This is a genomic window from Halomonas sp. SpR8 (assembly GCF_031010195.1).
Taxonomy (GTDB): Bacteria; Pseudomonadota; Gammaproteobacteria; order Pseudomonadales; family Halomonadaceae; genus Vreelandella.
This window is the reverse complement of sequence record NZ_JAUAMC010000004.1, coordinates 227,353-241,645: the sequence shown is the minus strand read 5'-3', so window position 1 is coordinate 241,645 and position 14,293 is coordinate 227,353. Positions and strand designations below refer to the sequence as shown.

General features: G+C 57.3%; 12 protein-coding genes. 4 read left to right on the top strand and 8 right to left on the bottom strand.

Translation table 11 applies throughout. From position 1 onward, the window contains the following. The first annotated feature begins 2 nt into the window (after window positions 1-2). Entirely contained in the window at window positions 3-1,580 is a 1,578-nt protein-coding gene (locus QT230_RS10520; RefSeq protein WP_308321659.1) for an aldehyde dehydrogenase (NADP(+)), read from the top strand. Between the two features lie 24 nt (window positions 1,581-1,604). On the opposite strand, the gene nanR is transcribed toward QT230_RS10520, so the two are convergent. The 5 genes from nanR to QT230_RS10495 form a co-directional block, all read right to left on the bottom strand. After that, window positions 1,605-2,327: a transcriptional regulator NanR gene (gene nanR / locus QT230_RS10515; RefSeq protein WP_308321657.1), complete on the bottom strand. Its 723-nt coding sequence runs from the start codon at window positions 2,325-2,327 to the stop codon at window positions 1,605-1,607. Window positions 2,328-2,415: 88 nt separating this feature from the next. Beyond that, the gene (locus QT230_RS10510) at window positions 2,416-3,492 is read right to left on the bottom strand and encodes an Ldh family oxidoreductase (protein WP_308321655.1); all 1,077 of its coding nucleotides are present in this window, start codon (window positions 3,490-3,492) and stop codon (window positions 2,416-2,418) included. Window positions 3,493-3,556: 64 nt separating this feature from the next. Then, on the bottom strand, window positions 3,557-4,936 hold the full coding sequence (locus QT230_RS10505) for a TRAP transporter large permease (RefSeq protein ID WP_308321653.1): 1,380 nt from the start codon (window positions 4,934-4,936) through the stop codon (window positions 3,557-3,559). A gap of 41 nt (window positions 4,937-4,977) precedes the next feature. Next, window positions 4,978-5,520 carry a TRAP transporter small permease gene (locus QT230_RS10500; protein ID WP_308321650.1) on the bottom strand — a complete coding sequence of 181 codons (543 nt, stop codon included), beginning with the start codon at window positions 5,518-5,520 and terminating at the stop codon, window positions 4,978-4,980. A 56-nt stretch (window positions 5,521-5,576) separates the two neighbouring features. After that, window positions 5,577-6,575 carry a sialic acid TRAP transporter substrate-binding protein SiaP gene (locus tag QT230_RS10495; protein WP_308321649.1) on the bottom strand — a complete coding sequence of 333 codons (999 nt, stop codon included), beginning with the start codon at window positions 6,573-6,575 and terminating at the stop codon, window positions 5,577-5,579. A 745-nt stretch (window positions 6,576-7,320) separates the two neighbouring features. Here QT230_RS10495 and QT230_RS10490 point away from each other — a divergent pair. The 3 genes from QT230_RS10490 to QT230_RS10480 are packed head-to-tail and all read left to right on the top strand — an operon-like array spanning window position 7,321 to window position 11,265. Then, entirely contained in the window at window positions 7,321-8,484 is a 1,164-nt protein-coding gene (locus QT230_RS10490; protein WP_308321647.1) for a fumarylacetoacetate hydrolase family protein, read from the top strand. Between the two features lie 52 nt (window positions 8,485-8,536). Beyond that, window positions 8,537-9,838: an L-fuconate dehydratase gene (locus QT230_RS10485; protein ID WP_308321645.1), complete on the top strand. Its 1,302-nt coding sequence runs from the start codon at window positions 8,537-8,539 to the stop codon at window positions 9,836-9,838. Then, window positions 9,838-11,265, top strand: a complete 1,428-nt coding sequence (locus QT230_RS10480; protein ID WP_308321644.1) for an FAD-binding oxidoreductase — start codon at window positions 9,838-9,840, stop codon at window positions 11,263-11,265. Before QT230_RS10485 ends, QT230_RS10480 begins: the two co-directional genes overlap by 1 nt. A 59-nt stretch (window positions 11,266-11,324) precedes the next feature. Here QT230_RS10480 and QT230_RS10475 read toward each other — a convergent pair whose 3' ends face one another. The 3 genes from QT230_RS10475 to QT230_RS10465 form a co-directional block, all read right to left on the bottom strand. Then, window positions 11,325-12,620 (bottom strand): TRAP transporter large permease, encoded by a 1,296-nt coding sequence (locus tag QT230_RS10475; protein ID WP_308321643.1) that lies wholly within the window; start codon window positions 12,618-12,620, stop codon window positions 11,325-11,327. After that, window positions 12,617-13,159 carry a TRAP transporter small permease gene (locus tag QT230_RS10470; protein WP_308321642.1) on the bottom strand — a complete coding sequence of 181 codons (543 nt, stop codon included), beginning with the start codon at window positions 13,157-13,159 and terminating at the stop codon, window positions 12,617-12,619. Before QT230_RS10470 ends, QT230_RS10475 begins: the two co-directional genes overlap by 4 nt. Before the next feature lie 123 nt (window positions 13,160-13,282). Next, complete coding sequence (locus QT230_RS10465) at window positions 13,283-14,263, bottom strand: TRAP transporter substrate-binding protein (protein ID WP_308321641.1); 981 nt, start codon at window positions 14,261-14,263, stop codon at window positions 13,283-13,285. Between the last annotated feature and the right edge of the window lie 30 nt (window positions 14,264-14,293).

Here is a 14,293-nt window from a genome sequence, read left to right as displayed (position 1 = left end):
ACATGACACTGCAAGGCACACTACTCATCGGTCAGCAGGCCGTTACCGGCTCAAAAGCCGAAATTTACGCCATTAACCCTGCCACGGGTGAAACCTTAGCGCCGAACTACCTGGGTGGCAGTCGCGCCGAAGTGGAACAGGCGTGCAAGCTGGCAGAAGCGGCGTTTAACAAATACCGCGAGACCTCACTAGAGGCACGTGCGCACTTCCTGGAAACCATTGCTGGGGAGATTGAGGCGATTGGTGGCGAGCTTACCGAGCGCGGCGTGGCCGAAACGGGCCTACCAACGGCTCGCCTGGAAGGTGAGCGCGGCCGTACCTGTGGCCAGCTGCGTCTGTTTGCTTCGGTCGTCCGCGCGGGGGAGTGGCTCGACCTGCGCCACGATCCGGCACTGCCCGAGCGCCAGCCGCTGCCCCGCGCAGACCTGCGCCAGCGCCATATTCCGTTAGGCCCAGTGGCCGTATTCGGCGCCAGCAACTTCCCGCTGGCGTTTAGCGTCGCGGGCGGCGATACCGCCTCTGCGCTAGCGGCGGGGTGCCCGGTCATTGTGAAGGGACATTCGGCCCATCCTGGCACCTCTGAGCTGGTCGGTCGCGCGATTCAGCGCGCGGTGGCGAAGTGCGAACTGCCGGAAGGGGTTTTTTCGCTGCTATTTGGCTCGGGTAAAGAGATCGGCCAGGCACTAGTCGCCGACCCGCGCATTAAAGCAGTAGGCTTCACCGGTTCACGCAGTGGCGGCACAGCGCTAATGGCCACCGCGCAAGCACGCCCGGAGCCGATTCCCGTGTATGCCGAAATGAGCAGCATTAATCCGGTCTTTCTACTGCCTGAAGCGCTGAAAGCCCGCGGCACTAAAATCGCGGAAGGCTTCGTTGCTTCGTTGAACATGGGTGCAGGCCAGTTCTGTACCAATCCTGGTTTAGTGATTGGCCTCAAAGGCGCCGACCTGGATGCCTTTGTCGCCACCGCTGGCGACGCCGTTAAAAGCAGCGCTGGGCAAACCATGCTCACCCCTGGCATTCACGACGCGTATCAGAGCGGCGTGGCAGCCCTGGCGGGCAACGCCAGCGTCACGGAAATTGCCCGTGGCCAAACGGGCGATGGCCCGCATAGCTGCCAAACAGCGCTGTTCGTCACCAGCGCCAGCGACTTCTTATCCGATGAAGCGCTACAAGCTGAGGTCTTCGGCGCCGCGTCGCTGGTCATTGAATGCCGTGATAGCGATGAAATGCAGCAGGTGGCCGAAAAGCTGGAAGGTCAACTGACCGCAACGCTGCAGCTAGACGATGGCGACCTTGCCGCCGCCAAACGTTTGCTGCCAGTGCTTGAGCGGCGCGCTGGGCGGATTATGGCCAACGGTTGGCCAACCGGTGTGGAAGTCGGTCACGCCATGGTGCACGGCGGCCCGTACCCGGCCACCTCCGATTCACGCACCACCTCAGTGGGCAGCGCGGCCATTTACCGCTTCCTGCGCCCGGTTTGCTACCAAGACTTACCCGCAGGCCTGCTGCCAGAAGCGCTACAAGACGGCAATCCGTTTAGCGTTTCACGCTTAGTGGACGGCAAGCGCGAGGGCTAATATCGGCAGCGCAAACGTGCAACGCTAAGAAGCATCAGACAGACGCTTTTTAAGCTTCATGTACGTCCCGTAATGTCGGTCGAGGTGACACCGCATGGCCGCCTCGGCCGCATCCGGATCGCGGGACTCAATTGCGGCGATGATTTCGGTATGGGCCGCGGTGGCGGCTTTATCTTCATCTTTTTGCTGCAATACCAGCGCGCGGCGATCGTCTAGCCACTCAGAGAGTGCTACATGTATGGCATCAAAGATAGGGTTACGGCCGATGCTGGCCAATACGCCATGAAAGTCGTTATCGGAGCGTTTAAAGCGCGCTTCATCGCCAATCGCATCGCGATTATCGGCCAACGCCTCGCGTAGCCGAGCCAAATCTTCTTCGCTGGCATTGCGCGCGGCATAGCGCGCCAATGAAATTTCAAACATGGCCCGCGCTTCTTGAAAATATTGCTGGCCATCGGGCTTGGAAAGCAGTTGCCGCGTCACCCCGGAAAGCCTGGCCATCACCGCTTCTGCGGTAGGGCGAATCACCCTGGCACGGGTGCCGCTATTAATGGCAATTAGCCCAAGCTGCTGAAGATGAAACAGCGCTTCGCGCACCGCTGGCCTGCCAACACCAAACTGCTCCATCAGCTCCCTCTCCGAAGGCAGTTGATCATTTTCACTTAGCCGCCCCTCGAGGATCTCCGCCTCGAGCTGCTCGGCGACCTGTTCGGACAGCGTTTTTCGCTCGATCCGGTATCTGCTCATAGGCAGTCACCCCTGGTTAACCTGGAATTTTCCGCCATTTTACTGCATTTCTCGTCATTGTCCTTCAAACCAGTCTTCAAACCAGCCTTCAACCGAGTTGAGTGAGCGGCGCTATTCGGTACTGTTTAGCCATCTCGGCATAGGCTAACTGATTGGCGGAATCGAGAGGAATGCCCTGTGCATCGCGCTGCGCTTGGCAACGCCATTCGCGATCCCCGGGGGCTAGCACCTCGGCCCCCACGGCAGCAGGTTGGATACGCAGGTCGGCCAAGTACTCGGCCAATCCGCGCGCGAAAGTGTCTTCGTCTACAAACGCATCGGGGTTCATGGCCAGGAAAAAATGCCCTACTCCACGTGGCGTGGTCATATCTGAACCACCCATGGGAAGAAGCTTAAAACCGTGCTGCATGCCCGATAGCATCGAGCTCAGTATCTCGACCATGCCGCCCAGCCCAGCACCCTTGAAGCCGAAGGCACTGCCGCCCAACGGCAGTAGTGCGGCGATCTTGCTAGGGTCTCGGCTAACCTGCCCGTTGGCATCGGCAGCGACCTGATCCGGCAGTTCACGACCAATGGCGCCGTACTGCTGCACCCGGTTCCACGGCACCGAGCTGGTGGCCATATCCAGCAGATACGGCTCCTCACCCGCTACCGGCGCAGCAAAAGCGATGGGGTTAGTGCCGTGGAAAGGCTTGGCGCCGTCATGCAGCAGCACGAAGGGGTCAGAGTTACAAAACGCCATACCCAGATAACCGCGCTCAGCCGCCGCTAAGGCATAGCAGCCAGCCGCGCCAAAGTGCGAAGAATTACCCACCGCGACAGCGCCTATACCGACGTTTTCCGCCATTTCCATGGCGTGCTCCATCGCGGTATAACCCGCCAAGTGCCCTAGCCCATCGTCCGCATCCAAGAACCCCGTTGCGGCCAAGCGCTGGTGAAATTGCATGTTGGGTACGCCGTTAATGCGCCCGCCTTTAAGCGCCTGTAAATAGTGGGGCAGCAGGCGTAGGCCGTGGCTGTCGGTGCCCATCCGCGAGGCTGTCACCAGAGCGCGGGTTACTGCATCAGCGGATGCCTGGTTAGCTCCCGCCGCCGCGAGAACCGCTTGCATAAAACGAGTAAGGTCTTCGCATGCGACACGAAAGTCCAACGACGAATCGGTCATGGGTTAAACACTCCAGGTCTCAATATTGTCGGTAGCGGGCAGTCAACCCACTTCCGGCAGTGCCTTAGCGGTAAATCAGCGTGGGTAGCCACATAGAGATCGCCGGAATAAAGGTGACTAACAGCAGGCAGATCACCAATGGGATAAGGAACGGCATGGTGCCGCGCATGCAGCGCTCAAAGCTGACATTGGAAACCCTTGAAAGCACGTAAAGCACCATGCCCACCGGTGGGGTCAACAGCCCGATCATTAAGTTGAGCACCATGATCACCCCAAAATGAACCGGGTCTACGCCCACTGCAACCGCCATGGGGAGCAGCACCGGCACCAGAATGGTGATCGCGGCGATGGTCTCCATAAAGCAGCCAACGATAATCAGCACAATGTTCGCCATCATCAGCACCGCGAGCTTGCTGTCAGCAAAGGGGCCCATTAAGGCAATCACGTTCTGGGTGACCTGATTACTGGTGAGGATCCAGGCAAAAATCGACGCCGAGGAGACAATAAACAGAATAACCGCGGTGGTCTCGATGGTTTCCATACTGACTTTGAGCAGCTTGCGCCAAGTCAGCGTGCGATAAACCACCACACCCAGTAGTAGCGCATAAAACACCGCGGCCACTGCTGCTTCGGTGGGTGTAAAGGCACCACTAATAATACCGCCAACGATAATGACCGGCGTTAGTAGCGATAAGAACGCCCGCTTAAAGGTATGGCCGAGGACTCCCATCGAGAACACCGCATCGCGCTGATAGCCCCGCCGACGGGAGATAATAAAGATCATCAGCATCAGCATGGCGCCCATCAGCAGCCCGGGAACGAGACCTGCGGCGAACAGCTGGCCCACCGAGGCGGAGGCCATCACGCCATAAATCACCATCGGCAGGCTAGGCGGAATAATCGGCCCGATAGTCGAGGAAGCAGCGGTAATGCCCACCGCGAACTCTTCATCATAGCCGGCGTCTTTCATGGCTTTGACTTCGATCATGCCAAGACCACCGGCATCCGCCACCGCCGCCCCAGACATCCCGGAAAATACGATGCTGGCGCCGACATTGACGTGCCCAAGCCCGCCGCGCATCCAGCCCATCAAAGCTTTAGCGAAATTGAATATCCGTTCGGTAATCCCGCCGTTGTTCATCAAACTCCCGGCAAAGATAAAAAAGGGAATCGCCAGCAGTGGAAAGCTGTCGATGCCATTAATCATGCGGTGGGCTACGACAATATTGGGCACTTGTCCGGTGATCAGCACAAACATTAAACAGGAGCCCGCCAGGCTAATGGCGATGGGCACGCCGAGTACCAGCATGGTAAACAGGGCGAAAAACAGAAACGCAAGATGGTAGCCCATCAGCGGTAAGATCACGCAGCCAAGCACCGCAAGGGCCGCCAGCAGCGGCGACACGAGCGGCGTTTGCCAACGCATCAAAGTGAGTCGAGACATAGCAGGCCTCTTAATACAAATGGCGGGGCGAATACCACTCTTTAAACATCATCGTGGCGGTGCTGATACTTGAGATAGAGCCGTTGAACGGTACGCATCGCCATCAATACAAACGCCGCGCAGACCGTGAAATAGATGATGCTTTTGGGCAGGTCGATGGACACCATCAAGCTGCTAGTGCGCGATGCCAGTTGATAGGTCACCCACGCCATCGCTATATAGAAGGTAAGGCTGATGAGGTTTACTAGACGCTCCAGCAAAAGCGCCTGCCACGCAGGCATGTAGTGGTAGAAGAACTCCACCATAATATGGCTGCCGTTGCGGGCGGCCATGATACTGCCCATAAACCCCACTCCAATCAGTAGGTAGCGAGCGATCTCCTCGGTCCAGCCGATGGAGTCACCCATTACGTAGCGGCTAAAGAACTGGGCAAATACCACTAAAATCAGCGCCCAAAACAGTATCAGGGTCGCCAAATCTTCAATGCGGTAATCACTTAGCCTGAACGGGGTATCGTCAAAGGCGGATTCAAAATCGATCATTGGATCGACGGCAGGCGGGGCGTCTTCTCGTGTGTCACTCATGGCACAACACTCCAAACACTCCGCTCAAAAGAGCGGAGTGCCATCAAAGGGTTGGATTATTGGCCGATAGCCTGGAGACGTTCGTAGGTTTCCTCATCCCAGGTGGCAGCATCGCCGTTATGGGCCGGCATAACCGCCTCACGGAAGAGTTCTCGATCCACTTCGTTAACCGTGTTGCCCTGCTCCTCGAACCAGGCCACCAGCTCGTCCTCGGATTTGAGGATATCCTTGGTGTTGTTTTCGGCGGCTTCCTGGAAAACCTCACGGAAAATTTCGCGATCTTCTTCGGAGAGCTGGTTCCAGCGTGGCCCGCCGACAATAGTGATTAACGAGTCGGTGATGTGGCCGGTCAGGTTGATGTAGTCCTGAACCTCGTGAAAGGCCTTGGCCCGAATAGTGGGCAGCGGGTTTTCCTGGGCATCCACCACGCCTTGTTGCAAGGCGAGGTAGACCTCATCAAAGGCGATTGGCGTGGGGTTGGCGCCGACGGCTTCCGGCATCATCATGTACATCGGTGCGTTGGGCACCCGAATTTTGAGGCCTTCCATATCGGCAGGCTCGTTGATCTCCTTATTGGACGTCACATGTCGCTCGCCGTAATAGTTGAGCGCCAGCGGAACGTTACCGGTTTGATCCTGGTAGCCCTGAGCTATCTCTTGGAACAGGTCACTATCGGCGTAGGCCTGCCAGTGATCAAAGTCTCGGAACATATAGGCAGCGCCTGCAATGCCGATGGGGCCGTACGCACGGCCAGCAAACTGAGAGCCGGTATAAATAACATCCACCGTGCCCAGTTCAAGCCCTTCATTGATATCTTCCTCTTTACCTAGCGATGAGGCGGGATGCACCTGCATGGTATAACGCCCATCGGTACGCTTTTCGATCTCATCGGCGGCCCACAGTGCCCATTTATGAAAGGGCTCAGAGGTTTCATAAACATGGGCAAAACGGAGGTTTTCAGCGGCGTGAACGGCACCCGTGAAACCGATGCCTGCGGCGATCAGCGTAGCCGTTAGCAGACGGGACATACGGAGATGCTGGCTCTTATGACTCATTGTGTACTCCTCACAACCGTTAGATTTGTTGTTGGTTATTGAGATTTGCTGCTGTCTGTTGCGATGGGTCGTGGTTTATTGTGGCGTGTTGGTCATTTCAGTGGTGACAGTCGACATGACTGACCATCTTGCTGTATACGTATCATACCACCAGCTTCTAACCTAGTTGGTCGCCTGCAATCGCGCAACTATCCAAATAAGGATTTTAGCCATGCTTATGATGATGCCAGCTGCGAACTGAGCTGATGGTGTAAGCGCACGAGCAGCTATGGGTCGCCCATAGTGTGATGGCGATTTCATAACACTGCTTAGAGGCAAAATCGGGCGTTGAAGTGTTCATGCCATTAACTGCCCACCGTTAACCTCAATAATCTGGTCGGTGATATAGCCGCTTAATGTGTTGGTCGTTATCGTTCCAGGGGCCATAGCGTTTAACCGACTGACACCCTTGATTAATACTCGCTTGCCCTTCTACTCGTCTAACATGAAATTCTCCTTAATGCTTTTTACTTTTATTGTTGAAAGCCTTGCTCAGCGAAATCGTATCCATCTAGACAGATTTACCTATCGACCCGAAATAGAGCGGTGCGCTAGAGTAGGACATTAACTGGCATACCTGTCATACAGCACGACATCCATAACAGGATAGGCGATGGCGCACCAACCGCCAGTCGCACACCATTTTTAAAGATTCATTTCTTACTATTCCATTATTACCGTTCCACTATTACTAAAGGAGGCACGCATGAACCCACTTTCCGTTACTGACGCCATTCCCAATGACCTGGACAAAGCGCTGCTGGTTGGCCGCGTCTGGCTGGATGGCCCGCAGGCTGGCCCGGCACTGGTGACCGTGCACGGTGGTAAAGTCATCGATATCACCGAATTTGGCCCGACCATGGCCGATCTGCTAGAACGTGACGACCTGCTGGAGGTGATAAAACGCGCAGAAGGGAAGCCTTTAGCTAGTTTAGAAACGCTCCTGGCTAACTCCCAGGCGTCTCCAGCGCAGGCGCCCTACCTGCTCGCCCCTTGCGATGTGCAGGCGGTTAAAGCGTGCGGTGTCACTTTTGCGGTCAGCCTGATGGAGCGAGTGATTGAGGAGCAAGCGGGCGGTGATCCCACCCGTGCTGACGAGTTGCGTGACGACTTGCAGGCGCTGATCGGCAGCGACCTTTCCAAGATTAAGCCGGGCTCTGAAGAGGCGATGGCACTTAAAAAAGCGCTTCAAGCCCGCGGCGGCTGGTCGCAATATATGGAAGTCGGCATCGGCCCCGACGCCGAAGTGTTTACCAAAGCGCAGCCGCTCTCATCGGTGGGTTTTGGCACGACAGTGGGCTTACACTCCTCCTCTCAATGGAATAACCCCGAGCCGGAAATTGTCCTAGCCGTCGATAGCCATGGTCAGGTGCGCGGTGCGACCTTGGGCAACGACGTTAATCTTCGAGACGTTGAGGGTCGCAGCGCCCTGCTGCTCGGCAAGGCGAAAGACAACAACGCCTCCTGTTCCATTGGCCCATTTATTCGTCTATTCGATGACCACTTCGATATCGACAGCGTGCGCAACTGCCAGGTATCGCTGCGCATTGAGGGCGAAGACGATGACTTCCTGCTCCAGGGTGAGAGCGATATGCGTGAAATCAGCCGCGACCCGCTGGACCTGGTCAGCCAAACCATTGGCGCTCACCATCAATACCCGGACGGCTTTATGCTGTTTCTCGGCACCATGTTCTCGCCGATTCAAGACCGCGACGGTAAAGGTCAGGGCTTCACGCATCATATGAACGACCGCGTCACCATCGCCACCCCGGCGTTAGGTGCCTTGGTCAATAAGGTCGGTCGAAGCGATCAGTTGCCGCCTTGGACCTACGGTATTCGCGATCTGATGCGCCACTTAGCGCGCCGTTAATACTGTTTCTATCAATTCATACATCACTTACCTCAACGCCAAGGAGAGCACAATGACAACCATTACTCGCGTCGAGATTCAGGATATCCGCTTCCCTACCTCCCGCTCGCTGGATGGCTCGGATGCCATGAACGCCGCGCCGGACTACTCCGCCGCTTACGTCATCCTGCATACCGATGACAGCAGTCCCGAAGGGCACGGGTTAACCTTTACCATTGGCCGCGGCAACGAGATCGTGGTTACCGCGCTGCAGTCGCTCGCGCCGTTGATTGAAGGGCGAACGCTTGCCTCGATTACCGACAATATGGGCACCTTCTGGCGGGAAATTACCGGCGACAGCCAGCTCCGCTGGATCGGCCCCGACAAAGGCGCGATCCATCTCGCCACCGCTGCCATCGTCAACGCGGTGTGGGATATGTGGGCGAAAAAAGAAGGCAAGCCGGTGTGGAAACTGCTGGTGGATATGACGCCCGAACAGTTGGTGCGCTGCCTCGATTTCCGCTTTGTCACCGATGCGCTAACGCCCGAAGAAGCGATCTGTTTGCTGCGCCGCCAAGCCCCTGGCAAAGCAGCCCGCGAAGCCGAAATGCGCAGCGATGGCTACCCTGCCTACACTACCTCGGCGGGCTGGCTGGGTTACAGCGACGAAAAAGTACGCGGCCTGGCCCGGGAAGCGCTGGCCGAAGGCTGGACGCACTTTAAACAGAAGATTGGCGGCGACATCGAAGAGGACGCCCGCCGCGCAGCGCTGCTCCGCGATGAGATCGGCTGGGACAACGTACTCATGATGGACGCCAATCAGGTATGGGAAGTCGACGAGACGGTCACTAAAATGCGCCGCTTGGCGGAATTTGACCCACTGTGGATCGAAGAGCCCACCAGCCCTGACGATATTCTCGGTCATGCCGAGATCCGCCATCGCGTTGCGCCTATCGGCGTTGCCACCGGTGAACACTGCCACAACAAAGTGATGTTCAAGCAGTTCTTCCAGGCCGATGCCATCGACTACTGCCAGCTTGATGCGGCGCGCCTGGGTGGGCTCAACGAAGTCATTCTAGTAGTGCTTATGGCCGCTAAATTCGGCGTGCCGATTTGCCCTCACGGCGGTGGGGTTGGGCTTTGCGAGTACACCCAGCATATCTCACTGTTCGACTACATCGCGGTATCCGGTAGTCTTGAGGGCCGTGTGCTTGAGTATGTGGATCACCTTCACGAGCACTTTATCGACCCGGTGGTCATCAACCGTGGCCGCTATCAGGTACCCGAGGCGCCGGGTTACAGTATTGCCATGCATGCAGAGTCCCAAGCCCAGCACCGCTTTCCGGAAGGCGCGGCCTGGCAGGAAGAGCATTAATGACCAACACCACCACCTTTCTAAATGAGCTAACCCACTTACTCGGCGAGCGCGGTTTAATCCGAGAGCCGGACGCCATGGCGCGCTACGTTAGCGACTGGGCGGGCGACACGCTGGGCACGCCGCTTGCCGTGGCGCGCCCAGCCAATACCTTGGACGTCGCCGAAGTAGTGAAGCGCTGCTATGAGCAGGGCGTCGCAATGACGCCCCAGGGTGGCCATAGCGGTTTGGTGGCAGGCGCCTTGCCTGCTGCCAACGGTCAGGAACTGGTGATTAGTCTGGAGCGCTTAAACAGCGTGCGAGCCATTGATCCGGTTAACTTCACCATCACGGTAGATGCAGGCTGCATCCTTGAGAACGTGAAACTGGCGGCGGCTGAGCATGACTGCGACTTCCCGCTATCACTAGGTGCCCAAGGCAGCTGTCAGATTGGCGGCAATATTGCCACCAACGCAGGCGGGCTTAACGTGCTGCGCTACGGCATGATGCGCGAGCTGGTGTTGGGGCTTGAGGTAGTGCTGCCGGATGGGCGCGTCTGGGAGAGCCTGAACGCGCTGCATAAAGACAACCGCGGCTACGACCTTCAGCAGCTGTTTTTAGGCAGCGAGGGCACCCTGGGCATCGTCACTGGCGCGGTACTCAAACTCTCACCACGCCCGACCCAAAACCGTACCGCGCTGCTTGGCCTGCCCTCTGTTCAGGCGGTGATTGATCTCTACGGTTTGGCGCGACGCGACTGCTGCGATCTGTTGACCGCTTTCGAGCTGATTCCCCGCCGCTGCATTGAGCTTGCTATCGAAGCAACGCCTGAGCTCCGCGACCCGATGGAGAGTGCTTACCCCTGGTACGTGTTGATGGAAGTCGCGGCCACCGGGCCGGTAGATCTCGGTTCGATGCTGGAACAACTGTTGGAAACCGGCATGGAGCGCGAGCTGGTGCTGGATGGTGCGCTGGCCTCTAGCGACACCCAATCCGCCCAGTTGTGGCAGTTCCGCGAAAGCATGCTGGAAGGCCAGCGGCGGCGCGGAGAGCATTTGCGCACCGATATCTCGGTGCCCATTTCGGCGATTCCGGACTTCGTTAGCCGGGCAAGCGAGGTGGTGATGGCGGCGTCCCCCGAGTGCGAAATCATCGCCTATGGGCACGTGGGCGACGGCAATCTGCACTTTAATATTCTACCGCCCAAGGCAATGGCAGATAGTGATAAAAAAGCCCATCTGCATGGCTTGGAGGAGCAGTTGTTTGAGGTGCTCGACGAGTTCCACGGCAGCATCAGCGCAGAGCACGGCATTGGTCGCGCCAAGCAAGCGGCTTACTTGGCGCGATTATCGCCTATCGAGCGGGAGTTGATCAGCGGCGTTAAAGCACTGCTTGACCCCAAAGGGCTGATGAACCCAGGGAGGATTTTGCCTGCAGAGGAGCAATAACAGCGCCTACCTACCCCGCGGAACAACGCCGCGGGGCTTTTCTACCAGAAACGCCTTGATCAATATCCCATGATATCCGGCAGCCAGGTCGCCAGCCCTGGCACCAAGATCAGTAACAAAATGGTAGCAATAATTGGCAGCAGGAACGGCATGATCGCCGTCACGACCTGGCCGTAGCGCAGCCGTGTAATGCCTACCATCAAAAACAGCACGGTGCCAAAGGGCGGCGTAATCACCCCCACCGAGAGCGTGATCACCATCACGATGCCAAAGTGAACGGGGTCTAATCCGGCACTTAGCGCAGCAGGCACCACAATCGGGGTGAAAATCAGAATGCTTTCAATCACCGACATAAAGCAGCCGATTAACAGGAAGAACAGCGCAAAGCAGAGCAGCAGTGCAAACATGGGCATATCGATGCTGGCCACCTGACCCGCCAACGCTTGGGGAATGCCCATGCGCACCAGAATCCAGCCGTAAAAACTGGAAACAGCGATAATCAGCAGGATCACCGCGCTAAACATCAGGGTGCGGCGAAAGGCGCTGTAGAGATCTCGCCAGTTCAAATCCCGATAGATCAGCCCACCCAGAATGACCGCGTAGAGCGAGGCAACCGCACCGGCTTCAGTCGGCGTGAAAAAGCCGCCCCAAATACCGCCGACGATAATCGCCGGCATCATCAGCGGTAAAATAGCGCGCTTACCGGTACGGGCGACTTCACAGGCATCAAAGGGCGTGGGTTTGGGCATCACCACCCTGCCAGTGGTGGCCAGCAGTACGGTCATGCCCATTAGCAGCAGCGCCATCAAAATACCCGGCAGCAGCCCCGCCATAAACAGCCCGCCAATACTCACATTGGCCAGCCACCCATAGACGACTAGCGCGATGCTCGGCGGCAGAATTGGCCCGATCACGCTGGAGGCGGCGGTAATGCCAGTGGAGTAGTCCAGCGCATAGCCTCGCTCTTTCATGGCCTTGATTTCGATGCTACCTAGCCCCGCCGCATCGGCCACGGCGGTGCCCGACATGGTGGCAAAGATAGAGCTGGCTACCACGTTAGCGTGGCCAAGGCCGCCCTTGGTGAAGCCCACCAAGGCGGTGGCAAAGTCAAAAATCCGCGTGGTCGTCGAGCCAATATTCATAATATTGGCGGCCAGAATGAACAGCGGTATCGCCAGCAGGGTAAAGTTATTGAGCGTTTGCACCATACGTAGCGGCAAAAGCTCGGCGGGCAAGCCGCCAGTCCCGGTAAATACCAAGGCGATAAACGAGGTAACGCCAATAGCGACGACCACCGGCAAGCCAATCGCCATTAGCACTAACAGGCCGCCGACAAAAATCAGTAGTTCGGTCATGGCTGCGAGGCCTCCTCTTCATGGGAGGTTTCCAACCACGCCACCGGCCCACGCAGGGTTTGCCACAGGGCAATCAGCGCCATGCCCGCAAAACTAAAGAAAACACCATAGTAGAGGTAGCTAAAACTGATACTTAACGAGACGGTTTTATTGTTGGCACTCATATCCGACATTATCCACGAGCCCCAGGCTGCGAGTAGAAAAAAACCGCAAGAAATCAGCGCGGTGAGCCGATACTGAATATTTTTACCCAGCCCTGAAAGCTTGTGGCTGAACAGATCCACCACCAGGTGCTCGCTGCGCACCCACGCCGATAACGAGCCAAAGCCAATGGCGTAAATCGCCAGCATGGACGCCACCTCTTCCGTCCAGGGCATCCCCAGCCCCAACAGGTCGCGGGCAATAACCGCCGCCACGATCAGGAACAGAATGGCCGCCATTAACGCTACACCTACCCCATCGCATAGGCGGATGACGCCGCGCAGCGCATAGAAAGCAATTCGATCCGGCCCGTTATTGGGCGCTACCGCGTCTTCCACAGCAGAACTCCTTACCCTGACGTCTTTTTTTATCGGTTATGAAAACTTACTTGTCTTGAAAATTAACTTGTCATGAAAAACCGCGACTGCCCTGGGGACCGCCGCGGTTTTGCTCAAGGGGTGTTACTCGCTCTGGTTACCCAGCGCATCTTCACGAACACCGTCGGCCATTTCAGCCATGACACGATCTATCGCCGGCAACGCTGCCTCGCGGAAAGGCGCAACATCCGGCTCAATGACGGTCATGCCTTCCTCCTGAAGGGCTTCCAGATAGAATTCGTCAAGCTCGCGTTCGCGCTCTGATCCGTATTGACGGGCGACGTCGATCGCCTCTTCGATCAATGCCTGGTCATCGGCTTCCAAGCCATCCCACCAGCGCGAACTGGCCACCCAGCTCCACGGAAACTGCACGTGGCTGGTCATAATCAGGTAGTCCTGCACTTCCCATAGGCGACGGGTATAGGGTGAGGAGAGCGAGTTCTCGTGGCCGTCTACCTGGCCGGTCTGCATGGCGAGATAAATCTCTGGCGCCGGCACGTTGACTACCTGGGCGCCGATCTCTTCCCACACTTCCAGCCATACCGGAAGCGAAGGCAGGCGTAGACGGAAACCCTCCAGATCAGCCGGCGAGTGAATTTCTTTGTTAGCGGTCATGTGGCGGGGCCCGCGGTGCTGCAAACCAAAATACTTTAGGCCGCCCTGGTTTTCTGCTTTCTCAACCAGCGCCTGGCCGGACGGGCTCTCCATATAGGCGTCCACTTCATCCCAGGTGGTGAACACAAAGGGAACCGTAATGGCATCATATTCAGGCGCATACTGTTGGCGCCAGTTGCCACCGGTAATGGAGAGCTGGGTTTGGCCCAGGTTGAGCAGTTCCAGCACGGCGTTCTCACCGCCCAGAGAACCGGCTAAAAAAGGACGCACTTCAAAGCGGCCAGGCGCCTGCTCCTCTAAATATTCAGCAAAGCGTTCCACCGCGGCGCTTTCCGAACCGCCTTCGCTCATAGTGTTGTTGACTTGGATTTCGATCGGGTTAGCCAAGGCGAACGGAGCCGCCGTTAGCACGCCCAGGGTAGCCAGCGTGGCAAGTAGTTGTTTCCGCATGGGAGGACTCTCTACGGTTGTCGTTATTGG